General features: G+C 45.6%; 13 protein-coding genes. 2 read left to right on the forward strand and 11 right to left on the reverse strand.

What is annotated here, in order from left to right; all coding sequences use genetic code 11:
* Positions 1-168 precede the first annotated feature (168 nt).
* The 4 genes from HOP38_RS24980 to HOP38_RS24995 form a co-directional block, all read right to left on the reverse strand.
* Positions 169-801 (reverse strand): TetR/AcrR family transcriptional regulator, encoded by a 633-nt coding sequence (locus HOP38_RS24980; RefSeq protein WP_198559258.1) that lies wholly within the window; start codon positions 799-801, stop codon positions 169-171.
* 91 nt (positions 802-892) lie between these two features.
* Positions 893-3,076, reverse strand: a complete 2,184-nt coding sequence (gene glgB / locus HOP38_RS24985) for a 1,4-alpha-glucan branching protein GlgB (RefSeq protein ID WP_198559259.1) — start codon at positions 3,074-3,076, stop codon at positions 893-895.
* Between the two features lie 310 nt (positions 3,077-3,386).
* On the reverse strand, positions 3,387-5,564 hold the full coding sequence (gene malQ / locus HOP38_RS24990) for a 4-alpha-glucanotransferase (protein ID WP_006069833.1): 2,178 nt from the start codon (positions 5,562-5,564) through the stop codon (positions 3,387-3,389).
* A gap of 250 nt (positions 5,565-5,814) precedes the next feature.
* Positions 5,815-8,268 carry a glycogen/starch/alpha-glucan phosphorylase gene (locus HOP38_RS24995; RefSeq protein WP_006069832.1) on the reverse strand — a complete coding sequence of 818 codons (2,454 nt, stop codon included), beginning with the start codon at positions 8,266-8,268 and terminating at the stop codon, positions 5,815-5,817.
* A gap of 545 nt (positions 8,269-8,813) precedes the next feature.
* On the opposite strand from HOP38_RS24995, the gene malT reads away from it, so the two are divergent.
* Together malT and HOP38_RS25005 are read left to right on the forward strand one after the other, a co-directional pair.
* Positions 8,814-11,522: an HTH-type transcriptional regulator MalT gene (gene malT, locus HOP38_RS25000; protein ID WP_038227535.1), complete on the forward strand. Its 2,709-nt coding sequence runs from the start codon at positions 8,814-8,816 to the stop codon at positions 11,520-11,522.
* A gap of 251 nt (positions 11,523-11,773) precedes the next feature.
* Positions 11,774-11,980 carry a hypothetical protein gene (locus tag HOP38_RS25005; RefSeq protein WP_038227536.1) on the forward strand — a complete coding sequence of 69 codons (207 nt, stop codon included), beginning with the start codon at positions 11,774-11,776 and terminating at the stop codon, positions 11,978-11,980.
* A gap of 72 nt (positions 11,981-12,052) precedes the next feature.
* Here HOP38_RS25005 and HOP38_RS25010 read toward each other — a convergent pair whose 3' ends face one another.
* The 7 genes from HOP38_RS25010 to HOP38_RS25040 all read right to left on the reverse strand — a co-directional run bounded on the left by HOP38_RS25010 (position 12,053) and on the right by HOP38_RS25040 (position 25,870).
* Entirely contained in the window at positions 12,053-13,747 is a 1,695-nt protein-coding gene (locus HOP38_RS25010; RefSeq protein ID WP_198559260.1) for a hypothetical protein, read from the reverse strand.
* A 221-nt stretch (positions 13,748-13,968) separates the two neighbouring features.
* Positions 13,969-15,438: a TolC family protein gene (locus HOP38_RS25015; protein ID WP_198559261.1), complete on the reverse strand. Its 1,470-nt coding sequence runs from the start codon at positions 15,436-15,438 to the stop codon at positions 13,969-13,971.
* Positions 15,439-16,785 carry an HlyD family type I secretion periplasmic adaptor subunit gene (locus tag HOP38_RS25020; RefSeq protein WP_198559262.1) on the reverse strand — a complete coding sequence of 449 codons (1,347 nt, stop codon included), beginning with the start codon at positions 16,783-16,785 and terminating at the stop codon, positions 15,439-15,441.
* Positions 16,782-18,965: a peptidase domain-containing ABC transporter gene (locus HOP38_RS25025; RefSeq protein WP_198559263.1), complete on the reverse strand. Its 2,184-nt coding sequence runs from the start codon at positions 18,963-18,965 to the stop codon at positions 16,782-16,784. The genes HOP38_RS25020 and HOP38_RS25025 overlap by 4 nt, the downstream gene beginning before the upstream one ends.
* 22 nt (positions 18,966-18,987) lie before the next feature.
* Positions 18,988-19,275, reverse strand: a complete 288-nt coding sequence (locus HOP38_RS25030; RefSeq protein ID WP_031493268.1) for a hypothetical protein — start codon at positions 19,273-19,275, stop codon at positions 18,988-18,990.
* Between the two features lie 61 nt (positions 19,276-19,336).
* Complete coding sequence (locus HOP38_RS25035) at positions 19,337-25,336, reverse strand: hypothetical protein (protein WP_198559264.1); 6,000 nt, start codon at positions 25,334-25,336, stop codon at positions 19,337-19,339.
* Positions 25,337-25,405: 69 nt separating this feature from the next.
* Positions 25,406-25,870, reverse strand: a complete 465-nt coding sequence (locus HOP38_RS25040; RefSeq protein ID WP_164491483.1) for a toxin-activating lysine-acyltransferase — start codon at positions 25,868-25,870, stop codon at positions 25,406-25,408.
* Between the last annotated feature and the right edge of the window lie 133 nt (positions 25,871-26,003).

The following is a 26,003-nucleotide window of genomic DNA, read 5'->3' on the forward strand; positions in this document are numbered from 1 at the left end:
ATAAAGCTGTGATCGGATTCACAGAAAGTTTTCAGACGAATGATTGGAGGAGTAAAAAAGTGGCATTGAGCCACCTAAAAATTCTTGGGAATGACTGAAAAGGGACAACTATATATGTATACACTGAAGTTGCGATAGCAAGGAAAGGAGCTACTTCTAGTTCTAACGTTAAGTTGGAGACTGATATTTGAGTTTCAGCTTAGTGAGTACTACTTTGCCTTTGTCGGTACTATAAGGCCATAGTAAGACGATAAACTTACCAACACCTCGATTAACATCTGCTTTAGTGATCGATTTGCTTACTGAATTTGCCATTAAGTAACTTACCCAAAAGCCACCAACTACACGCATCAATTCAATCAACTCATCAATCTGGCTATCGTCGATAATAATAAACCCATCACGACGTAAATTGAGCACTGACTCACGGGCTCTTGCAACCAAAATATCGTGTGCTTGCAAGTAATCCCTATGCAGAGATTTGTCTCGCATTACTATTTCAGGCATGCTGGCATGAAAGAATCGAAATCGCCAAATACTACCAAACACTTCTTCACAATATCGCTGTAAGTATACTTCGGCGGGTGTCTCACTCGATACTGGCACAAAGGATTCACGCACATAAGTAATGTATTCACCAAAAATCGATTTGATGATGTCTTCTTTATTGCGAAAGTAGTAGTAGAGATTACCAGGACTCATACCTAAGTGGGCAGCAATATGGTTGGTAGTAATGACGCGCTCGCCTTTTTCATTAAATAGCTTCAAGCTGGCTTGGATAATTTTGTCTCGGGTTTTCATACTCAATTACGAATCGGCCTCGCTCGCGAGGCTTTACTTGCCTTGTACTGGAAAACAAAAGCCCCAACAATTTGCTGGGGCTTTTGTACTCTTAACCTTGATACTTATAGAATACCGTTGAAAGCGGTGGTAAGCGTAACGACAACGATTGTGGTTGTGCTTCACTTTCCATTTGCTCAGTCAATGCAGTTTGCACCGCACCAAACCCACTACCAGCATAGATAGAATCATCGGTATTTAACATCAGCTCATACTTGCCTGCTAACGGCACACCTAAGCGGAAAGCTTCATGGGGTACAGGGGTAAAGTTACTGATCACTAACATACGTTCGCCTTCTTCACTGATACGTTCATGAGCTAGAATACTCGCTTCTGCCGCATCTTGAAGACGCCACTCAAAGCCTTTAGGTTCTGAGTCGAGTTCGAACAGTGATTTCTCATTACGATACAGTTTGTTTAAGTCACGCGTTAGAGCTTGCACGCCCTGATGACGGTCAAAATCTAACAAGAACCACTGTAACTGGTCATCGTGGTTCCACTCACCGGTTTGCCCAAACTCAGCACCCATGAAGTTAAGCTTCTTGCCAGGTTGCGCATACATATAACCTAAATACGCTCGTAAGTTGGCAGTTTGCTGCCACTCATCACCCGGCATTTTATTGTGAATAGAGTGCTTACCGTATACCACTTCATCGTGTGATAGTGAAAGAACATAGTTCTCACTATGGGCATAAACAAGCGGGAACGTGATGGTATCGTGATGGTATTTGCGGTTAATAGGATCTTCTTGAATATAAGAAAGGCTGTCGTGCATCCACCCCATATTCCATTTAAACCCAAAGCCTAAACCACCCATAAAGGTCGGAGCCGATACGCCTGGGAATGCGGTCGATTCTTCAGCAATGGTCATCGCATTCGGGAAGTGCTTGTAGACTTCTTCGTTCATCCACTTAAGGGTTGCGATAGCATCGTAATTTTCGCGACCGCCATCGACGTTTGGAATCCACTGATCGTGACTACGCGAATAGTCTAGATACAACATCGACGCAACGGCATCAACGCGAATACCATCAATATGGAACTGCTCAAACCAATAAAGCGCATTGGACACTAAAAAGCGACGAACATGTTCACGGCCTAAATCGTAAATATAAGAATTCCAATCTTGGTGCCAGCCACGACGCGGATCAGGATCGTGGAATAGAGGCGTACCATCGAAATTCGCCAAGCCATGATCATCTGATGGGAAGTGTGCAGGTACCCAATCCAGAACAACACCTAAGCCTGCTTGGTGGCACTGATCTACGAAATACTTAAAGTCATCTGGGGAACCAAATCGGCTCGTCGGTGCGAACAACCCAACTGGTTGATAGCCCCAAGAACCGTAGAATGGGTGTTCAGACACTGGCATTAGCTCAACATGGGTATAACCCATATCGGTCAAATAAGGGATAAGTTCGGTGGCCAATTCACGATAAGTCAGGAAATCGCCATTATCATTGCGCTTCCACGAACCTGCGTGCAACTCATAAAACGACAGCGCCTCTTTACGCTTTTCGGTGACAGGTCGAGATTGCCACTTTTCATCTTGCCAATCGTAGCGATTATGATTGTAAGTCACTGATGAAAAAGAAGGGTATTGCTCGGAGTAGAAGCCCCAAGGATCCGCTTTATGCGGTAAGCCTTCACCATTTGGTCCTTTCAATTCAAATTTGTATTGTGCTCCTTCTGGCAGATTTGGAATAAAAATACCCCAAATTCCATAATCCAATCGCTGCATTGGATTACGACGCCCATCCCAAGCATTGAAGCTACCGACTAAACTAACCGCTGTAGCATGAGGGGCATAAACCAAAAAGCGTGTCCCCTCAATGTTCTCACCGTCTCGCTCAAGCGAGATAAATTGTGAGCCCATATGGTGATACATCTCTTTTGGTGTATGTAACTCATCGTATTCTGCATACAAAGCGTGATATTGGTATGGGTCATCCAGCATTTGCTCAGTACCATTCCAATCTACCGCTAACTGATAGTGAGTAAATCGCAGGTCCAAATCAGATTTGAGAACAAAACCTGACGCCTCTTCTCTCACCATCGGTAGTCTTTCACCTGATGCTAGTTCAACGGCTACCCCATCGGCACCTGGCATCCATACTCTTAAGGCAATACCTTCTTCCTGTAGATAAGGTCCTAAGAATGAAAATGGATCAGCAAACGATGCACTCGAGAGTCGATCGTACGCCTGTTTTAGTTTTTTAAGCCCTTTATTATTCAACGTTCATCTCCCTCGACCTTAAATAGCCCCATGATTATTTTTTCGAAACCAATAGTTGGTTTCACTGACGTTTGAGGCACTATAAAAAAGCCCGCAAAGCGCGGGCTACCAGCAAGGTTTCATTGTACTTGATTGCACCTATACGGGAAGTGATTTAACCCTAATTTTCGGGTGCAATACGGTATTTTTACGCACTTCTTTACAATATAAATCCCAATAGTGACAAGCGATAAAAAGAAAAGCACGACTCCCAGAGATGACAGAACAAATCTCTGAAGAAGCCGTGCTTGATTAGCGATTTTGAGGCGGATTATTTGCTTGCGTTAGCGCGCACTTCTGTTAGACGTTTCGCGATACGATTCACCCCTTCTTGAGTAAAGATTTCCTCAAGGTTCATCGACAGTTTGCGACGCCAGTTCGGGTACTCATTCACCGTACCAGGAATGTTAACTGGCTTGTCCATTTCTAACCAATCTTCAAGCTGGACACTCAATAGCGTTGATGCGCCCGCAGCAACATGCAGCTGAAGTGCTTCACTTAAATAAGCGTCCATCGGCACTAGGCTAGCATCACGACCAACACCTTCTGGTAGATAACCGTGCCATGCTACGCTATCAAGAATGCCTTGTTTACATTCCAGACGGTCATCAAACAATCCTTCAAGTTGCTCTTTATCGGGGTAAAGACCAATCTCGCTACCCATTTTTAGGTCGTCACAATGCCAGAAGCCACGTAATGTCGGCATGTCGTGCGTACATAGTGCTGACATTGACTGATCGGCGTAGTGCGCTGGTGAGATGAAACCACCATCTTCTGCTGTTTCGAAGAAGAACACCTTGTACGAGTGGACGCCTGCTTCACGAAGGATTTCAACGATTTCATCTGGCACCGTACCCAAGTCTTCACCAATCACACTACATTGATGACGATGTGATTCAAGCGCTAAGATGGCTAGCATGTCTTCCACTGGATAGTAGATATAAGCACCTTTAGTGGCGTTTTCACCTTTTGGAATCCACCATAGACGCAACAGGCCTAGTACGTGGTCAATACGCAGTGAACCGCAATGTTTCATATTAGCGCGCAGTAACTTGATGTAGGCATCATAGGACGTCGCTTGCAGTACTTGTGGGTTCAGTGGAGGTAGACCCCAGTTTTGACCTAACGGACCTAGAATATCAGGTGGAGCACCAATGCTTGCATCCATCACAAGGTTGCCATTGTCTGCCCAAGTTTCAGAGCCAGAATCTGCAACGCCAACCGCCAAGTCACGATATAGACCTACAGCCATGCCTTTTTCTTCGGCAAGTGCTTGTGCTTCGTTGATTTGAACATCAGCGATCCACTGTAAGTACATGTAAAGCTGAACTTTATCGCGGTTATCAGCGATAAATTTCTGAGTAGCGCTATTTTCAAAACGGCGATATTTCTCAGGGAAAACAGGCCACCCCCAAACACTTGAATCTTCTGCGTGCAATTCGGCATGAATTGCGTCAAATGCCGCCTGATGCAGAAGGCTTTCGCCACCCTCTTCCACAAAATCTAAGAACAATCTTGCGCGCTCAGACTGCTTATCCAAATGACGAGATTTAAACTCTTCAAAAAGAAGAGGTAACACGCTCATTTTCAGATCCGCGACTTCAGTGTAATTAACCCAGTGGGAATCACGCGCCTTCTGAAGGCGAGCTTGGAAGTCAGAGCTGCCGACCATTTGCTGAGCATCAGCGCTCAAAGCGAATTCAGCGACAGAGCTCACATCGATATAGAGTATGTTCAACCAACGACGAGAAGAAGGACTGTAAGGGCTTGCTCCTTCTGGGTTGGCTGGGAATAGTGAATGAATTGGGTTTAAACCAACAAAGTCACCACCACGCGCAGCAATGTCTGCCACCAACTGTTTTAGATCACCGAAGTCACCAATACCCCAGTTGTGCTGAGTGCGTAACGTATAAAGCTGGACACTCGGACCCCATAGTTTCTTACCATGGTCAATGGCACTCTGTTTGAAACAGGCACGTGGCGTACGAATCAGTGTCATTTCATAAGGAGCTTTGCGACGCTTACGCTCTAGGTAAAGCTTATGGTAACCCCATGGTAGGTCACTAGGTAACGAAAATACTAAAGGGCCACCCTCAGCACGCTCATCACGAACGATTTGAGATTGAAGATAGCCTTCAAGTACTTCTCCCTGCTCGGTCTCTAAACGCCAGCTGAAATCGCTTTCGCGAGCGCTAACACCTAAATGAAGTTCGACTTCAACCGCATCCTCGTCTTTAACAACAAGAACTGGTTCAATCACTTCTTTTTTATGCTTTTTCTCAGCAGATTTAAGCAAAGTTTCATCATTTGTGGTGTCATAGCCTAAAGACGCTAGCAGACGAAGAATTGTTTCGTCTTCTACTTTCGCTGGACTGCCCCACGCACTTACGTAGCTGTCGGCTATTTTTGCCATTTCAGCAACTTGTTTTAATGCTGTTTGTTCTGTCATCGCTCTCTCCGAAGGACTTCTTTAACCTTCAAAACGGTAGGGTTAGTGTAATTTTTGATTCGAGCTTATTATGCCGCTCGACAGTCTATTTACGTCATTCCTGCTCATCGCGCATTTACGCAGGCAGAAATCTACTCAAAGTATTCATTATCGCTGTTAGAAGATCCCTGCCCGCGCAGGGATGACGCTAAAACAGAGATGAAGCAATTAAAGCGACCAAGGCACTCTCTGAGCACCTTGGTCATCGTGATTAACGAGAAACTGCTTCTAGTTTCCAAATGTTATTCACGTAGTCTCTGATGCTTCGGTCAGAGCTGAACTTACCAACTAGAGCAGTGTTCAGAATCGCTTTCTTAGCCCAGCCCGCTTGGTCACGGTATTGCGCGTCCATCGCTTCGTGTGCTTCAACATAAGAAGCAAAATCAGCAAGACATAGGTAAGGGTCACCGCCATCTAGTAGGCTATCGTAGGTAGCACGCAGTAGACCTGGTTGACCTGGAGTAAACTCATCACCTAGAAGTAGGTCTAGAGATGCTTTTAGTAGAGGATCCGCGTTGTAGTAGTCGTAAGGGTTATAGCCCGCCGCCTTCACTTCTTTAACACCGTCAACATCTAGGCCGAAGATGTAGATATTTTCGTCGCCTACTTCTTCACGAATCTCAACGTTCGCACCATCCATCGTACCGATAGTTAGAGCACCATTTAGAGCCATCTTCATGTTACCTGTACCCGATGCCTCTTTACCTGCCATAGAGATTTGTTGAGACACATCTGCTGCTGGGATGATGATCTCAGCCATGCTTACTCGGTAATCAGGGATGAATACCACTTTCAGCTTACCGCCAATACGTGGGTCATTATTCACTTTCTCAGCAATCTTGTTGATTGCAAAGATGATTTCTTTCGCTAGGTGGTAACCTGGCGCTGCTTTCGCTGCGAAGAACACAACGCGTGGAACCATGTCGAAAGAAGGATCTTTCAGTAGGCGGTGGTAAAGCGCTAGTACGTGTAGAAGGTCAAGGTGCTGACGCTTGTACTCGTGTAAACGTTTAATTTGAACATCAAAGATAGCGTTAGTATCTAGCTCGATACCCATGTTCTCAGAAACCCAATCCGCAAGGCGCTGTTTGTTTTGCTTCTTAACAGCCATATATTCCTTCTGGAATTTAGCGTCATCAGCAAACTTAGCGATGCCTTCAAGCTGTTCCAGTTTCGCAGGCCACTCGTCGCCGATCTTGTCAGTAATCAGAGCAGATAGACCAGGGTTACAGAACTTCAACCAACGACGAGGCGTAATACCGTTAGTCACGTTATGCAGACGCGTTGGGTACATTGCATCGAACTCTGGGAATAGGTCTTTCTTAACCAATTGAGAGTGAAGTGCAGCTACACCGTTAACCGCGTATGAACCAATAACACATAGGTTCGCCATACGAACCATACGATGGAAGCCTTCTTGGATGATAGACAGTTTCGCTTGCTTCTCACCATCACCAGGCCACATTGCACGTACTTCTTGCAAGAAGCGGTGGTTGATTTCAAAGATGATTTCCATGTGACGCGGAAGTAGACGCTGGATTAGCGACTCAGGCCATGTCTCTAGAGCTTCTGGAAGTAGTGTGTGGTTTGTGTATGCGAATGTCTTAGAAGAAATCGCCCACGCGTCATCCCAACTCATGCCTTTTTCATCAAGGAGGATGCGCATTAGTTCAGGAATTGCGATCGTTGGGTGCGTATCGTTAAGCTGAATAGTTTCTTGCTTAGGTAGAGACGCTAGCGTGTAACCCGCTGCTTCATGACGACGCAGGATATCGCGCACTGACGCTGCTGAGTGGAAGTACTGCTGCATTAGACGCAGAGTCTTACCTTTTTCATGGTTGTCGTTCGGGTATAGAACCTTAGTGATGTTACCCGCGTCAATTAGCGCGTGCTGTGCTTCGAAGTAATCACCATTGTTGAAGCTTGCCAATGAGAATGGTGCAATGGCTTGGCATTCCCAAAGGCGTAATGGGTACACTGTGTCTGACTCGTAACCTACGATAGGTAGATCCCAAGGCATCGCTTTTACTGTCATGCCAGGAACCCATTTACGAACTTCTTTACCGTTCTCGTTGACAACTTCAACGTGACCGTAAAAGCCAATTTCTTGCGCAAGTTCTGGACGCGCCACTTCCCATGGATAACCTTCTACACCACGCCATGCGTCTGGTGCTTCTTGTTGACGGCCATCTTTGAATGACTGCTTAAATAGGCCGTATTCATAGTGCAGACCGTAGCCTACCGTTGGGTATTCTTGAGCAGCACATGAATCCATGAAACACGCCGCTAGACGACCAAGACCACCGTTACCAAGTGATGGGTCGCGCTCTTCTTCAAGAAGGTCGGTAAGATTATGACCTAGCTCAGCCATTGCTTCAGTGATTTGCTCATACAAGCCCATGCTGATCAGGTTGTTACCTGTCAAACGACCAATCAAGAACTCAAGAGATAGGTAGTTAACACTTTTTGCTTTTTTGATGCGCTCGTCCGCTTCAGTGGCAAGAAGGTCAAACGTAGTTAATTCCGCTAACGCTCGACCCATCGCTAGATACCATTGGCGCTCAGAAGCAGCCTCGACAGTCGTTGCATAGGTAGCAGACAGGTGCTTTTTAACACTTTCTTGGAAAGAAGCTTTATCAAATTGTTTTTGCTGAGTAGGTTTCATTAAGAAATCTCACTTTAAGTTTTTATCCATCTGTCCCATATCGTGCATGGTGACGTTTCCATAAACATCCTCCTAGTTCCGACTCCATGGAGGATGAGTGAGGAGGGCGTAGAGGGCGTACTCCCCTCCACTTAGTGATCGATCTCCCATTCCGGTTAACCATTCTGTTTTTTCTGGTGATAACGATCACGCCAAGCTCACATTTCACTCTAAGCGTTAATTAAGAAACATTTGCTATCCCTTATCGGACTAAATACAAATTCTGCTGTTCAGATCACAATTAGCCTCGAAAAAAGCCGCAAATCACAGGTTTTTTTTGTATACATGACAGGCCATTCACACTCCACACCAAGCAGTAAAAGTGACATCAATCACATTTATAAGGCGTAGTAGCTGTGAAAAAAGCTTAAAAATCAAAATATAGCCCTCGATCAATAAATGTAGAGCTCACTCTCTCATACCATCGAACGTGCAATAAAAAGCTTTGGTGACTCGCTCCCTACTCCCCGACGGAGTAGAACATAATAAATTGGTAGGAAATATCTATGTGGATTCCTTCAAAACTAACTCGACCTGGACGCTTACATAACGCGATTGTGCGTCCACGAGTATTGGACCTGCTAGCACAGGCTCCATTTTATAAGCTTGTACTTTTTCGCTCGCCCGCCGGTTACGGCAAAACAACGATGGCAGCTCAATGGCTATCAGATAAACCAAACGTTGGCTGGTACAGCATCGATGAAAGTGACAACGACCCGTTCCGCTTCGTCAACTACCTATTGCAGGCCATCAACAAAGCCACGAATAACACGTGTCCAAATGCACAAACCTTGGCAGAGCGTCGTCAATTCTCTTCACTCCACTCCCTGTTTAGTGAAGTGTTTGCAGAACTGACAAGCTATCATAACGAGTGCTATATCGTCCTTGATGACTACCATTTAATCACTGACGAAGAGATTCACGAAGCGATGCGCTTTTTCCTTAAGCACATGCCAGATAATGTTACTCTCGTGGTTACCAGTCGAGGCAACCCTCCTTTAGGCACAGCAAACCTCCGTGTGCGCGACTTAATGATTGAGATTGGCAACGAGCTACTCGCTTTTGATACCGAAGAGACCACGCGTTTCTTTAGCCAACGACTCGCTAGCGATATCGATAATGAGACCGCCGATTCATTGCGTACTTACGTTGAAGGCTGGCCATCTGCATTGCAGTTATTTGCACTACAAGCACAGCACCAAAAACGTACTCTTGCCCAATCGGTCGAGACTATTTCTCAATTCAACCATGCACACCTTTGGGACTATTTGGTTGAGGAAGTGTTTGACCTGTTAGACAAAGATACCCGCAAGTTCTTGATGCAGTGTTCAGTACTCGATCACTTCAATGACAGTCTGGTTATCGCCTTAACCAAACGCGACGATGCACTAAGCATGATTGAATCTCTTAACCGATTCGGCCTATTTATCTACCCGCTCGAGGGCGAAAATAACTGGTTTAGATTCCACAATTTGTTTGCCGAGTTCTTATCCCATGAGCGCAAAGCGCGTATTCCTCAGCAGGAACACGAGCTTCATTTGGCAGCAGCCGAAGCTTGGCTAGAGCAAAAAGTGCCGCACCAAGCACTGCGTCATGCTCAACTGGCCAATAACAGTGAGTTGGTTGCAAAAATCTTAAGCGAGTTTGGCTGGAAAATGTTCAACCAAGGTGAGCTTGCGACTCTGGAAGGAGCCATTGCGGTCCTGACCCAAGACCAATTATATAGCCAGCCAAAGCTGTGTATGTTGCAGGCGTGGTTGGCGCAAAGTCAGCACCGCTACAACGATGTTGGCGAGCTGATTGCTAAAGCCGACAAAGAAATGGAAACGCGCAACGTTGAGCGCTCGAAGAAGCAAGAAGGTGAATTCCACGCGCTGCTAGCTCAAGTTGCCATTAACCAAAACTCACCAGAAAAAGCGCTTGAACTTGCCGAGCAAGCATTGAGTGAACTCGACCATTCTGTTTATCGCAGCCGTATCGTGGCAACTTCGGTGGTGGGTGAAGTGAATCACGTCATCGGTCAGCTTAGCCGTGCTTTGTCGATGATGCAGCAGACTGAAAAGCTCGCGCGTCAGTACCATGTCTATCACCAAGCACTGTGGGCCCAGCTTCAGCAGAGTGAAATTCTGATTGCACAAGGCTACGTACAAGCCGCGTTCGAAATTCAGGATAGCGCACTGAAACTCATCGAAGAACAGCAGCTACATCAAGTCCCATTGCATGAGTTCTTACTGCGTGTTCGTGCGCAAGTATTATGGTGCTGGAACCGATTGGATGAAGCTGAGGAGTGTGCTTATAAAGGGCTTGATGTACTTGGCAACCATTCACCGAGCAAGCACCTTCATAGCTACTCAATGATTGCACGCATCGCAATTGGTCGCGGGGAGCTCGATAAAGCCGCTAAGTTCATTGAGCAGATCCAACATCTGATGAAACAGTCAACTTACCATGTTGATTGGACCGCAAACGCCTCATTATCGCTGCTCCTCTACTGGCAAGCACGCGGTGACGTGGACTCCATCGAACAATGGCTAGAAACTGCGATTCGACCAGACAACGCTTGTAACCACTTCGAGCAACTTCAGTGGCGAAACATCGCTCGTGCCCAAATCAACCTAGGCCAGTTCGAGCAAGCTCAGCAAACTCTAAACTATCTCAATGACAAGGCAGAAGCCCACCAGTTAGTGACCGATCGCAACCGCAACCTGATTGTGGAAGCGGTACTCAATGTGCAAAACCAGGATGAAGAGACCGCCAAAGCTCTGCTAAAAGAAGCGTTAGTCTTAACGAACCAAACTGGCATGATTGGTAATTTCTTAGTCGACGGTGCAACCATCGGCCATCTGCTTGAGAAACTGGTCTCTAAGTCTGAATTAGGGGATTTGGAGCGTCATCGCGCACAACTATTGATGAAAGACATCAATACCACGCAGCGTAGCCGTTCCGTCCACTTTAACGAAGAGTTTGTGGAAAAGTTAATCAACCACCCGAATATCCCTGAGTTAGTACGCACTAGCCCTCTAACACAAAGAGAATGGCAGGTTCTTGGTTTGATATATTCCGGGTTCAGTAACGAGCAGATTGCTCAAGAGCTGGACGTCGCAGGTACAACAATTAAAACACATATCCGTAATTTGTATCAGAAGCTCAATATCGCAAATCGCAAGGAAGCAATCAGCACCGCTGAGAATCTCTTGCAGTTGATGGGATATTAGTAAGCCAGCCAACAAACAAAGCCCGAGCGTATAGTTCATACACTCGGGCTTTTTCATGAAGTCCTTACTGATACAGTTTAATCTACACCGTATCAACACACTCAAACTAAGCCAATATTTAATTTAATGGAATATTTTGTTTCATTTTTTATGATTTAATAGTATGTTAATTGTACAGTTTCTCATGCGAGATCCAATGCTTGTAACGTCAGATCTCACGCCCAGAACCACAAACGTAGAGGAGAGCATGTATGGATTTACAATCAAACCATTACCAGCAAGAACATTGCTTAATTAACACTTCTACTTCTGAGGTGATTCGGGGCAGTGTCTTTGAATTAGCACAACAGCTAGGCTGTCGCGTGGAAACCATTCAGGCTTTAGTCCTTAACGCAAAATCGAATAACAAGTATTGGGGACAGAATGGGTTTTCAGGGTACGAACCTTACGTACCCTGAGTCTGGTAAATTGTGGAAGTGATTACCAAGTAGTGGTTGATGTTTAAGAAAAGCTGGAGTGTGTGCCTGAGCCTAATTGAATCGTTTGGACAAACAAACAATACCTCGACTCTCTCCTAATTGATCTCCCATAGGAACCTCTACTGCGTCCATGGCGTTATCACCGAAAGTCAATTGCCAAACTCGATACCCATGAGGCTCGTCTCGAGATAAGAATACTTTTTTGGGAAGTTCTGCAATTAGCTGATGAGCCCCTAGGAAGTCCCATAGCTTTTGATACTCAGCCTTCTCTGCGAGAATTCCACCATAACTCTTACATGTATTTCGAATGTCCCAGGCATTGGCTTTATAATTCAAAAGTTCATCGGCCAGAACCTTATAGTTTGTATCTCCAATTCGGTATGTCTTAGAAGGTATAAGATCATCTTTCTGTATAAGAATAGTCCCCATATAATCATCTTCCTTACCTTTCGCTCTAACATACAAAGGAGCCTCCGGTAGTTTGGAGAACTTGAGCACTACTGAGTTAGTCCCTTTGGAATACGAAGATTGAAAACTTACTTCAGACGCAGATAAAAAGTCCACATCAATTGTGTCATCCTCATCTTCACCTACTGGTCGAGAAAAGGTTAGCATCACTTCGTTCTTTGCTAGTGTCTTTTTCTCTATAAGAACGGAAGGTAACTTCATTTCGGTTACGTTCTTTCTATCATGCTCTGTAACATGAGTTTCCATATAAGACTCGCCTTTCCCATACTTATCTCCCGTAATGGCACTCCATGCCCATGAAGCTTGGGCACCATAGGTCATTCCAGACTCATGACTGAAACCATAAGCATGAGCTACTTCATGCCATATGACATTGTAAGCTTCATTCGTATAAGGCCGATTAGAATCAACCGTTGGGTCCACTACCTCCCACCAAGCTGATGCCCATCCCCCCCTATTTGACAAGGCTTTGGTTATATCAGGTGATGTCCCTCCGCCCATACCGTGGGCAGCATAGTGAGCGGTCATCACACGCATTGATAGGCGATGGCCTTTAGAGCCATACTTTAAAAATGCCATTTCTGAATAGCTAAGTTTTTTGTCTGTCCATGACTTACAATCATATTTCTGACATTCCTCTGGAGTGGCGAAATATTTGTTCAAGTTGTCTAAAAAGCTCTTACGATTAAATGAATTATGCATATTCGTTAGCATGGTTTCATAAACTTGTCTTTGCTCTTTCGTTGGCGTGGCATAACATGCCTGGCCAGGACTCTTTAAAGAACAATCTTCACCGCTCATGGTTACTTCAGGTGTAAACAGTCGCATTTGGTTCACAACCTTGATATGTTCTAATGTCGTCGTTCCGGAGGTCAGTCTCGCTTGGCTATACGCTGGAATTTTTTGGTCCAAAACAATTGTGACAAGACGCTGGTCGTCGCCTATCCGCGCTATAAAACGATTTACCGGCTGCGGAGTGCTATTCGTCAATAGAGCATCTACGCCTTTTTGCTCTATTTTCATCTCGGAGAATGCGAACGTATCAGGTGTAGCAATTGGTGTGATATCTCGTGGAGTTATATCCACTCGCGGAAGTTGAGTAGGGCTAACTTCATATTGAGTGCTGAAACTCTTTTCATTTATCGCTCGCCCCGTATGAGAATTAGAGTGTTGACTACCTTGATTGTTATGGGCATCAAAGTACCCATCATCGCTATAATTACAACCAACCAAACTAACCGCACTGCCTAACATTGTTATTAATAGTTTATTTTTCATACACACCCCTCATATAGGAACGCGATTGTCATTCGGCATACATTGAAAATAAAGATAATATATGGAATGTGATTATTTAACTTACTGATAAATATTTATCTCAGATTCGAATGATTTAAAATTATCTTGGCTCTATTCAATAATAAAAAGGGCCGTGACTCAATTAGCCACAAATTCAAAAGAACATTTCGCCTTTGAAGTTACATCCTATTGTTTGGTGTTTAAGTAAGAGGTGGAGTGTGTTGTGTGAGCATTACAGAAACTCGAACTGGCAGGTCATCGAGCCATGCCTCGACGGTTTGTTTGAACTGTTCATTGCTTGCTACATTGGATGTGGTGGGAAATAGGTCGACACCAACTTGCTCCAACATTTTGAGAGTCGAGCTTTGATATTGACTATGTGCTTGTGCCTTTTTCACTCTTGCGATGATCAGCTGTACCTTGGCTTTGTACACTTCTAGTTCATCCATTAACTCGTAACTCAAACGATCTGAACGAAGCTGCACTATTTCCTCTAACGTTTTTTCGCGTTGAGATTGAATCTGCAATCGCAGCCTATCTGATTGGTAATCAATATTCGCCGCACGAACTTGCCCGATGATCGCTACCGCATTGGCTAGCGAGGTTAACTTCTCTAATGCTTGTTTCTGCTCCAACTCGTCCAGTTTTGCAGGCAATGTCAGCAACTCGATCACCTTAATCGCTAAATTTAAATCTACCTGAAACCACTCATTATTACGCAAGTTAGGATCAGAGTCGTAGTAACTGGAATAACCCACTGAGAAATTTGGCAGTGCCTCAAGCCAAGCTCTTTTGATCTCAAGACCGGCGTTGCGAACTTGATACATCGACTCCATTAAGTCAGAACGATGATAGAGCGCGAATCGTTCAAGCTCCGGAAGGGCAATATCCTCAATGTTCAGCCCCAACGTGTTGACACCTTTGTGCTCAAGAGGAATATCTAGGCTTGGCGCACTTATCAGTACCATGAGGTCTTGCTTGGCGCTCAGAAATTCCTGCTCTACATCTTGCAGTTGTACCCCGAGGCTTAATATTTGCTCTTGATATTGCAATAGGACTAAGGGGTCAACCAGCTCTGTCTGCTCCAGCGCTTTTGCTTGGTCTAACATCTCACCTAATGTCTGCAGCGTTTGGCGAGAGATCGACACTTCTTGTTCCATGGCAGAAACTACTAGGTAGGCACTTAGTACTTCTCTAACAATGCGGCTCATCACCCTTCTTTGTTGCTGCTGTTCCATTAACAGGTCATTGCCAGCTTGCTGCGCGCGTAAATATGCTTGACCAAGATCTAACGAGGACCAAGAAATAGTAGTGGATGACGAATTTTTGTCTCGGGCAGGAGGAAGTACGTCTACTGCGCCACCATCGTTGTTGCGCACATAGCGATTGGAGTTCGAATCTAGCTTGGGTAAAAAGCCAAACATGGCGTTATTTAACGCTGATTGACCGATTAAATTCTTGTATCTCGCTTGCTCAATCTCCAGATTATTTTTCAGCGCTAAAATCACCGCATCCGACAGTGTGAGAGGCTTGTTAATTTCTATCTGCGTGTTTTGAATCCAGTTAAGTTGCTGCAGTACTCGCAACTCTATTTGTTCATCAGATACTTTGTCTGGTGTTACTGAGCACCCGGCAAGCAACACCACCATTACCACCAATAATCTATTCATTTATGGCTCCCTAAAGCTCTCATCGAGCGCTCTCGCAATCGGGAACAAAATGTACGAGATCAATGCTCTTTTGTCGGTTTGGATATTAGCCTCAAGCGACAAACCAGGCTGTAATCGAAATTCCTCCGGTTTATTTCGAATACCATCAACACTAGTGATATCAATCCAACCTCGATACGCTAACCCTTCTTTCCCATAGACATCGTCAGTTAACACATCCTCACTTACTTGGCGCAGCTTGCCTTGCATGGTGCCGTATTTGGTAAAAGGTAACGAATCCAACTTAATGGTCACCTCATCCCCCAATGTAACTTGGTTAATATCGGCTGGATTCAAATCAACCACGATTTCCATTCGCGTGTTAATAGGCACAATCTCATATAGGAATTCGTTTGTTGCCACATAGGTTCCCGAAGTCTTATCTGCGACTTTAAGGATAATACCGTCAATGGGGGCATGGATTTTTGAAAGTCTCTGCTGACTTTGCGCCGACACTAATTGCTGCTTCAACGCAATGTACTCTCGCGTAGCACTAACCAGTTGATCGGAAACGTCCACTTTGTGCTGACTGATGTAGCGCTTGAGATCACTAAGCGTCGTTTTTGCTTCAGTAGTCAGAGAGGTAATGCCACTGAGAAGTGACGTCTTTTTTCTTTGCAGTTCAAGGAGTTGTTTTTGAGAATCTAGAAATGCCTCTCGCTTTGGTCCCGTGCGTCTGTACTTGTCCTTTTCCTGCTCATATAAACGTCGCCTCTCTTTAACCAGCGACGTTTGCAAACTGATTTGTTCGATGACCACCGATTGCTCTTGGTGCAAGCTTTGGATTCGTTCATCCAGCGACAGCAAGGTCTCTTTTTTGGCCGCAATAGTGGCACCGTATGCCCCTTTTCTCGCGTCAAACAGAGTCATTTCTAATTTCTGCGCTGAGCGAGGCGGGTTTTCTATTAAGTAAGGCGTCTCGGCAAGCTCTGCCTCCAAGCGACGAATGCGTTCTTTAAGGCGCGTCATTTGATATCGAGTAACGTGAATATCCGAATCGATCGCTCGACCATCGATAACAGCAATAAGATCACCTTTTGCTACTTGGTCGCCAACTTGAATGACAAACTGCTCTAAAACGCCCTCGGCTTGACTTTGAATGACTATATTTTGTGCCATAGGTTTAACGTGGCCACTAGCAACAACAAAGGTGTTTACCTTAGATACACTGGCCCAAATAATCAGTAGAAATAAAGCACCTAGAATCACCCAAACAGAAAGCGAAACCAGCCGATTAGGGTAAGAATGACGAATTTGTTGCCATAAGGGAGCATGGTTTAACAGCTCATCCTTGTGCTTAATATTCATGAGGCCACGATCTCCTCAGGTTGTTCGAAGCTAGGTTGTGCAGACTTATGCTCAATGGACGCATGCTGTTTATGCCACAACTGCTGATACAAATCGCATCGTGCTAACAGCTCCTGATGAGGTGCAAAATCTACTAGCTCACCATCTTTGAGAACAAGGATTTTGTCCATGTAAACCATGGAAGATAAACGATGAGAAATGTTAATTAGCGTTCGCCCACGAGCAAGCGCATGAAGGTTGTTAAGTATGTGCTGCTCACTGTCGGCATCAAGTGCACTCGTAGCTTCATCCATTAACAATATTGGAGGGCTATTTAGTAACGCACGCGCAAAGTTGAGTCGCTGCCGCTGACCTCCCGACAAATTGCTGCCATTTTCTTCCAACACCGTGTCGTAACCCATAGGGAGTTTATCGATAAAACTATCGGCGCCAGTGAGTCTGGCAACATCGATGATCTCTTCCAACGATTTGCTCGGGTTGGCTTTAGCGATATTGTCTTTTATCGTCCCTCGAAACAGGAAGCTGTCTTGCAATACAATGCCGATTTGGGAGCGAAGATACCCCGGTTCATATTCGCGTAGTTCATTATTATCAATACGAATCGAGCCTTGATTCGGTCGATAAAATCCGAGTAGCAAGCGAGTTAATGTGCTCTTTCCTGAACCACTAGGGCCTACAATGCCTATTTTCTGGCCTTGATGAATATGTACGCTGAGCTGATTAATCGCGGCAGGTAAATCAGGTGCATACTGAAATCCCAACTGACTGATGGCGATTTCCCCCTTGATTGGCGACGTCACTCCTCCTTCTCTCACCCGCTCTGGAGGACTATTAAGCACTCGACCTAGCATATCAACACTAATGGATATCTGTTGAAACTTGCTAGTTAGTCCAATGAGTTGCACCAAAGGCCCTGCAATACGGCTCGCCATGATGTTAAAGGCAATTAAAGTACCTATCGTCAGCTCCCCAGCTAATACCAACTGAGCACCAAGCCAAATGATCACCAATGACATAACTTTTTGCAAAAAGCCACTGATCTCATTGATGTAACCACTCCACCGGCCAACGGTGTGCTGACGAGACACTACATCAGCCGTTACATCCAGCCACTCTTGTTGCTGACGTTTTTCTATCGCCATACTTTTTATGGTTTCCATGCCTTTCACATTTTCAACCACTATGGATTGTCGCTCTGCTTCCGAGAGATAAAGCGCCTCTAGCTGGCGTCGATAAGGCCGAAGAATTGCGAATAATGCCATCATAATGACGCAGCAAAACCCAGCCACAATCCAAGTGAGCGTAGGGCTGAAAAACCACATCACAGGAAGCAACACCACCACTGACGTGAGTTCAATCAGGGTAAACAATAGGTTGCCAGTGATAAACTCACGAATGCCACTGGCTTCTTGAACTTGCTTGGCGAGCTTGCCGGATGCCACCTTGTGGAAAAAAGCCAGCGGTAGCCGAAACAACCTACGGCAAGTCAAGTGTGCTATTTCGATATCCAATCGTGCCACTGAGTGTAAAACGATCAGATTGCGGATGAACGCCAATACACCACTGATTGCAAGAGCGGCAATAGCAGCGATGAAAAGCACGTGTAAAGTGGCGTAGCCGGAATAGCCAATAACCTTGTCGAAAACAATCATGGAAAATAACGGCACGACAAAGGCGATGATATGCAGAAAAAGAGACACTGCTCCTATAGTGTAAAGTAAGCTTGGCTGCTTAAGTGCTTCGTGGAACAGCCAGCCAAAACCGAAGGGTTGTTCGATGCCAACATCCACACCGAGAGGTCTAACAAAAATCACATCTCCTTTCCAACAGCGACGAAAGGTAGCTTCATCAACCGACAACAATTCTGTTGATTCCGCCTTAGGATCTTGAATCAGAACTTCTAGTTTGCCTTCAGACGTAGACTGCACGCCAGCAGCGATAACAAAGTCACCGTGCTTCAATTTAAGAATCACAGGGAACGCAGCACCCAACTTCGATAGTTGTCGCCAACGCAGTTTTTCGCATTTGGCATTAAGCCCCGTTTGATTAATCAGCAGCGTTAAATCGAGCGAACTCATGTCATCTTCCTTGATTTCATGATCCCGCTTTAAAGTATCGACAGAGTGATAAACCTGATAATACCTAGCGATAAGAACGTACGCCTCCAATGCTGTGTTCATATCTATTCCTACTATTTTTCAATTAGCTAAAACTTGGCGCTAATGTGGTTTTCTCTTGGTCGCTGCTTGTACCTTCGGCCGGCTTCTCAGTAATCAAACCTCTACTTTTCAATTCTTCGAGTAGCTGAGTGTGGGTTTGCCAGCTTCGTAAAAACGCATCGGGAGACATCACCAATCGCAAGTTATGCTCCTTTGGAGGCTCTTTACCGCTAGTCTCTGGATCCACCGCAAAGGTGTAAAAATCCATGCGAATATTGCCCGCGATGATTGCGACGTTTTCAATACCATCAATGTAATGTTGATCTGCCATGATTTTGCTTTCCTTATTTAGAAAAAAAAGGCCTGACTCAATCACTGAGTCAGGCTCCCGATTACGCAAGACTTACTGCGCTATCAATTTTCGATTTAGAATCGTGCATGTCGCCAAGTATTGTTTCCACAACGCTCGACAGCTCGTTGTTTACATCTCCAAAGTCAACCTTATTTGCCTCTCCGTCTTGTAACCAAGCTACCGTTGCTTCAGCTCCTGCCTCTAACGCTGCAACTGAATCAAAAGCAGCAAAGCCACGCAGCTGTTCAGATGCCGACGCATCCATACTATCCCAGTGCTGTTTTAGCTGTGCGAAGGTTAGGCTGGACAATCCTTCGACTTCAAATACGTCGTTATCGCCCCAGTTGTTTAAGCCAATTTCGCCAAGCGACTCATTGCCAAAAACAATATCGAGCTGAGAGTGATCTTCAGAAAGAACTAGGTTATCCAAGGTAAAATTCAGGTCATTCTGAGTGTTGTTGCTATTGATAAATAACGAGTCAACTTCAGACACAATATCCGACTCATAAATATCAAAACGGCCGCTTCCCAATGTAAACCGATAGCTGTCATTGCCTTCGCCACCAGTTACTTGAGCACTACCGAATCCAGACACGAACACGTCATTTCCTGAGTTCCCTAAAGATACAGACTGATCATCAAAGCTGAACAGAGAAGCGATACTATCGTGCTTATCACCACCAAAAGTACTAACAACGTTACCCATAAAGTCGGTAATACCACCTAACACATTATTGATGATTGTTGCGCCGCTTGAGGTTAGTAAGTCGAAGGTCTCCCAACCTAGGTTGAGGAAGACATCATTACCTTCACCACCAGAGCTAACACCAGCTAAACCGATATTAAATACGGTGTCATTGCCATCTCCCATGGACACCACATTGGCCAGTCCCATGTTAATCGCAAAGTCATCACCTAAACCTGCGGTCACCGTGTTAGCACCACCAATAGTAGCAATCACATCATTACCACTACCGCCGCTGACAACCGACTTACTGCCCATGGCAACTATGAGGTCATCACCATTACCACCTACAACATGGTTGAACAGGCCACCAACAAATATACCGTCATTACCTCCACCACCATCGACTAGATTACGCACGCCTGCGGCAAACAACACATCACTTGCAGATCCAAACTCATCGACATAGTCACCATATACTTTGTTATCAATACCCATCACGAAAGCAACGTCACTACCTTTATGTAAGGAGACCGTATTTTCCACGCCTATGGACACCACATAGTCATTTTCAAACGTCGTACTGACATTATTTTTACGACCCACAACAACGGCGGTTGTTACGGCGAAACCACCTTTCACGGTATTTTCATTGCCTAGAGCAAAAATGACGTTCTTCGAGGTCACCCCCGGAAGGCCGGGTGCAGTATCGCCTTTAATGGTGTTTTTGTTACCTATCGCTGCCATCAAGTTCTCACCAGTGCCACCAGCTAGGTTGTTCTCATTACCAATCGCCAGCATCACGTCATTATCGAAGCCACCAGCTAAGGTATTTTCAGCACCAATCGCGAGCGCCACATTGGAGCCGTAGTCGTCACGCCAGATATTCTTCGCGCCAACCATCAGCGCAATATCGTTACCACGTCCGGTGTAGACTACGTTCTCGCGTCCGACACCAATGGCTACATCGTCACCACGACCGCCCATCATGCGGTTGGTATCTCCTAACGCCAACATCAAGTCACCCCAGTCACCTTCTTGATTTTGTTGCAAGAGATAGTAGTCATGGTTAAACGATGGCAACCTCTGTGACCAATCAATACCAATCACATTGGGAATGGAGAACGCAGGGATATTCACCGTCTGAGATGGTATCGTCAACGAGTCCATTTCCACATAATCGCCCAGGCTAAAATCTGGCACGCCAAACTCTGGTATCTCAAAATCTGGGATTTGGAAACCGTAAAATTCACGACCACTCAATGCCGTTCCAAACAAGCTAAAGCCCGATAAATCAAAACCATTCAAATTGAACTCTGGCACTTTAATTTCAGGCAGCAATAAGGTAGGCAGTTGAACCGTAGTAAATTCTGGAGTAGGTGCGGAATCGCCAGAACTGTCCGCTGTAGAGTCCGAGGATTCACCGAGGGTAATATCATCCTTATGACGAAGCTCAAAGTCGTCCGGCGTGTTCCAAGTTCCCACAGAGGTGTCATTAATCAGATGATTATTGGTTCCCGCTTCTGCTGGGGTGTCTTCATCTCCGTACAAAAAGTAATTATCTGAAGCCGCTTTAGTTGCGGTGTCGATATTGCCCAAATCTGCCGACTGGTGTGTGTAGGTATTGAGGAAAACACCGTTGTCGTTGATTCTCGGTTTAAACTCCGCTTGAGAGTTGAGAATGTTGCGACTCTGACCGCCTCCCGACTCATAGCCAGCAATATCACCAATCAACGAATCCATACCGCTGAATATCCCTGAATTCACATCCAACTCATAAGTGAGCTCGAGATCAAACCTATCCACTTCAACACCAAAGCCACTCAATGAAGGCATGCATAGCGATGGAAGCGTGATGCTTGGAATCTCAATTTCAGGAGTACTTAAAGTAGGCAGATGAATTTCCGGTAATCCATAGTTGCCAAGAGAACCGTATTTGTATGATGGCGCAGACTTCACCTCGGGAATAGGTGGAATCTCAAAGTCATATTGAGGAATAGTGAAGGATGGGGTTTTCCAATCAGGCACACTCGGATCAGAGAAGTCTAGTTCAGGGAACAGGACATTGAAGTTAGCGGTCGCTTGCAGTTCTGCTTCAAAACTTGCAGAACCTAAGCTGCCTTCAACGGGATCACCACTGCGCTCACCTTTCTCATCCTTATCTTGGAACATATTACCAGTGCCCTTTTTGAGCTCGGTAATCTCTTCCGTAGAAAAAGTAATCTCATTGTCCGCGGCTATCATATTGCGCTTACCGACAGCGAGAATAATATCGGCCCCACCACCTGCGGCGATCCAATTCTCTTTGCCGAATGCGGCAATAACATCGTTACCACTGCCAGACATAACGACGTTATTTTGACCAATAGTCAATACGACATCGTCTCCACCTTCGGTAAGCATGATGTTATGTTGCCCTGCAGCAGCAACAATGTCATTACCCCACCCTGTGAGTGCCACATTGTAGCGGCCCCCCATAATAGCTACATCGTCACCACCACCTGAGTGAACAAAGTTGGTGTAACCAAACGCGTAGATGGTGTCGTTACCTGATGCTGTAGAAATAATGTTCTTGGAACCGAGCGCCGCAACAGAATCATCATCACTACCAGTCAAAACGATATTGTCCATTCCGGCCACTATCACGCTGTTTTCACCGTCACCGGCTAGCATCACGTTTAGTTGACCTAACGCAATGAGCGTATCGTCACCATCGCCAGACCAGAATAAGTTTTTAGCTCCCACGCCCAGCAAGAAGTTGTCACCATTGCCAGCGAGCATAGCATTGAGATTACCTAACCCGGCGAAGGTATCGTTACCACTCGCGCCTTGGAAGAAGTTATTCGCGCCCACTGCGATAGCAATATTGTCGCCGCCCCCCATCACCATGATGTTATTGGCGCCGCCAACCATTACATCATCGTTACCACCAGCACCAAGGAACACATTATTGGTGCCTATGGCCGTCATAGTGTTATTGCCATCACCTGCAATAAATATGTTGGCATCACCCATAGAGCAAAGGGTATCGTCGCCAGAACCACCCCAGATGATGTTATACATTCCCAAGGTCGTAATATCGTTGGTGCCATCACCAGCAATAATCAGGTTAGCGTAACCAAAGGCGACAATAAGGTCGTTACCTGAGCCCGTTTGCACTAAGTTGCCGCCACCATATGCTTTGACAACATTATTCCCTTCTCCAGCCAACACAATGTTGCCAGCACTGGTAACGTTGGCGAGATTTTTTAGATGGTCGACACCAGTGTCTTTGCCAAAGTCATCACCATCTTCGGTCACGATCGATAGTAATCCACCTGCTCGAATTTTGTCGTCGCCATCACCGGACAAAATAAAGTTACCGAAGCTATAAGCTCGGATTTCATTACCTGCGACTTCACCATGCGCAACTTGCCCGACTGAAGAAGCCCCCGAACCACCGCCATTACCGGTACCAATAATATTAAAGCCGCCCTCTGCACGGATAATATTCTTACCGTCACCAGCAAAGACGATATTTAGACCACCCGCTGCGTGAATGGTGTTTCTGCCATTACCCGTAAAGACAAAATTTCCGCCACCAAAGGCATCAATGTTATTTTGGCCATGACCTGACAACACAACATTCATACCTCCAGCGGTATAAATTGAGTTGTCTCCGTGCGCCACTTGAACCACATTAAGGCCACCACGAACATCAATAGTATTGTTGCCCCAACCCGCAGAGACCACGTTAACCCCACCATAAGCTTTGATAGCGTCATTACCGTTACCTGAATCTATCGACTGACCACCTATAGACAGCGATTCAATGACATCATTGCCACTACCACTACTGATCTCCGCTCCAGCTGCGCTGACAAAAATCGAGTTGTCACCATTCTTTGCGTCTATTTTTACGCCGACCGCTTTCACTTCAATGCGGTCGTCACCATCACCGACAAACACGTTGCCACCAGCTGCATGTAAGACAACATGGTTGTTACCGTGACCAAGATTGAGCAAACCTACACCCGCACCAACGTACGCGTAATCGTTGCCGTTTCCTGCGGTAATACGAGCACCTGCCGCTCTCACATCAATATGGTTATTGCCCCCTTTCACATCAATATTGACGCCAACGGCTCGAACGTTAATACGATCGTTACCATCACCGACACGCACTTCACCACCTACCGCATGAAAATCAACGGTATTATTGCCATGTCCTAAGTTGAGCAGGCCTACTGCCGCGCCAACATAGGCATAATCGTTGCCGTTACCTGCGGTAATATTTGCGCCTGCGGCTCTAACGTCAAGGTGGTTATTACCCTCTCCAACATTCATACTGACACCGACGGCTCGAACATTAATACGGTCATTGCCATTACCAACACGTACCGTGCCTCCCACAGCTCGATAATCAACCGTATTGTTACCGTGTCCTAGGTCCACTAACCCAACACCTGCCCCGACATAGGCATAATCATTACCATTTCCGGCGGTGATATTGGCTCCTGCTGCGCGAATATATAAATCGTTATTGCCACTTCCGGCATTGACCGTGGCACCCACAGCATTGATGTTGATTATGTCATCACCGCCTTCAGTGCGGATCTTGGCGTAAATGCCTCTCGCATCAATTTCATCGTGCCCATTACCAGTCCAAATGTCAGCGTGAGCCCCTCCAGCATAAACATAGTTGTTGCCATTCCAGCCAGTATGAGCCTTGACCGATGCGCCTTTTGATACAATCCAATCATCGCCATCACCACTGTGGATATAGGAAGAGACAGCGCTGCTTGTGATGGTATCGTGACCACTGCCTGTCTTAACGTTAACCCCGGCACCTTCAGCGATGATGTTATTGTTGCCACCCCAACTTTCCACTTTGCATGAGAACAGACCAAAGGCGTACACCGTATCGTTACCATAGCCAGTCGTGACACTGGTGTTGGCAGACTTCACATTAATATCGCGGTCATACCAATAACCCTTTTCAACTAAGGTAGCCTTCGAACCAACGTAGTTAACCGTAACATCCTTCTCACCTGTACCTAGCTCAATATACACATTGCTACCAGACGTCACTTTATAGGTATCATTGCCCGAACTAGCATAGATGTTTACGTTGACAGCACCGACATTAACGTAGTCATCTCCCGCGCCATCCCAGATGTAGATTTGATTAAGGGCCTTGTTGTAGTTACCAATGACATCGTTGCCATCTCCCCCGTAAATCCACGACTCCCACGTTGTGTGTCCAGCATTCAAATCGTCGTTACCACCTCCGCCAGAGATGATGCTTTTGTGTGTGGCGTGACCCGCATGGAGCCTATCCGCGCCATTGCCACCTCGGTAATTTCGAGTACCCATATTTCTCCCTTACTTTTAGGTTGCTTTACATTGATGTCACCACTCGATGAAAAATCTCATCGAGTACAATCAATTCAAATATCCTTCTTGTTCATCCGTTAAATGACCTTTGCGGTGCAAGAACACGCGATCCGCTCGCTTTTCATCACCTATTCGGCGACACCATGCTTTTGTTTTATGTCGAAATTGAGCACTGAGCGAACGGCGAATAGATGTGCAGTTACCAAATGGAGCAATGAAGTCCATGAACCATAAATAGTTACCTCGGTTCCATTCTTCTTCAGGTAGCCATTCATCCTGTTCCATCAGTTTTTGATGCCAGGCTTCAGTCACTTGAGCCCAAGTCACTAGCCCAATTGGACCCTTGCTATCGTAGTAAATGCGGCATTGCCCCAGTCGAATCGCGTTAAGGAAGCGACTCTCCAGGACGTGAAGGGGGTATTCTCTGTGTAAGGGAGATTGTAGTAACAACCACGTCACTTCTCCTATGAGTTGCATTTCCTTTTCATTCGAAACAGTTCGTTCCTGTGACATGAAGCGACCTCTAACTGGTTATATTTTGAGCATATCTATATTGTTAGTAACTTCATGGAATTCAATCAATATAAAATGCAGTAATTGTTATAATTTGTTTTAAATACCATGACACAGATCTATATAATCAATG

It is taken from the genome of Vibrio mediterranei (assembly GCF_013364395.1).
Lineage (GTDB): Bacteria > Pseudomonadota > Gammaproteobacteria > Enterobacterales > Vibrionaceae > Vibrio > Vibrio mediterranei.

What these genes read in the sequence shown, in the direction of transcription:
- HOP38_RS24980 (WP_198559258.1), bottom strand. Translation starts at nt 801, where the DNA reads ATGAAAACCCGAGACAAAATTATCCAAGCCAGCTTGAAGCTATTTAAT.
- malQ (WP_006069833.1), bottom strand. Translation starts at nt 5,564, where the DNA reads ATGACAGAACAAACAGCATTAAAACAAGTTGCTGAAATGGCAAAAATA.
- HOP38_RS24995 (WP_006069832.1), bottom strand. Translation starts at nt 8,268, where the DNA reads ATGAAACCTACTCAGCAAAAACAATTTGATAAAGCTTCTTTCCAAGAA.
- malT (WP_038227535.1), top strand. Translation starts at nt 8,814, where the DNA reads ATGTGGATTCCTTCAAAACTAACTCGACCTGGACGCTTACATAACGCG.
- HOP38_RS25005 (WP_038227536.1), top strand. Translation starts at nt 11,774, where the DNA reads ATGGATTTACAATCAAACCATTACCAGCAAGAACATTGCTTAATTAAC.
- HOP38_RS25010 (WP_198559260.1), bottom strand. Translation starts at nt 13,747, where the DNA reads ATGAAAAATAAACTATTAATAACAATGTTAGGCAGTGCGGTTAGTTTG.
- HOP38_RS25015 (WP_198559261.1), bottom strand. Translation starts at nt 15,438, where the DNA reads ATGAATAGATTATTGGTGGTAATGGTGGTGTTGCTTGCCGGGTGCTCA.
- HOP38_RS25020 (WP_198559262.1), bottom strand. Translation starts at nt 16,785, where the DNA reads ATGAATATTAAGCACAAGGATGAGCTGTTAAACCATGCTCCCTTATGG.
- HOP38_RS25025 (WP_198559263.1), bottom strand. Translation starts at nt 18,965, where the DNA reads ATGAACACAGCATTGGAGGCGTACGTTCTTATCGCTAGGTATTATCAG.
- HOP38_RS25030 (WP_031493268.1), bottom strand. Translation starts at nt 19,275, where the DNA reads ATGGCAGATCAACATTACATTGATGGTATTGAAAACGTCGCAATCATC.
- HOP38_RS25035 (WP_198559264.1), bottom strand. Translation starts at nt 25,336, where the DNA reads ATGGGTACTCGAAATTACCGAGGTGGCAATGGCGCGGATAGGCTCCAT.
- HOP38_RS25040 (WP_164491483.1), bottom strand. Translation starts at nt 25,870, where the DNA reads ATGTCACAGGAACGAACTGTTTCGAATGAAAAGGAAATGCAACTCATA.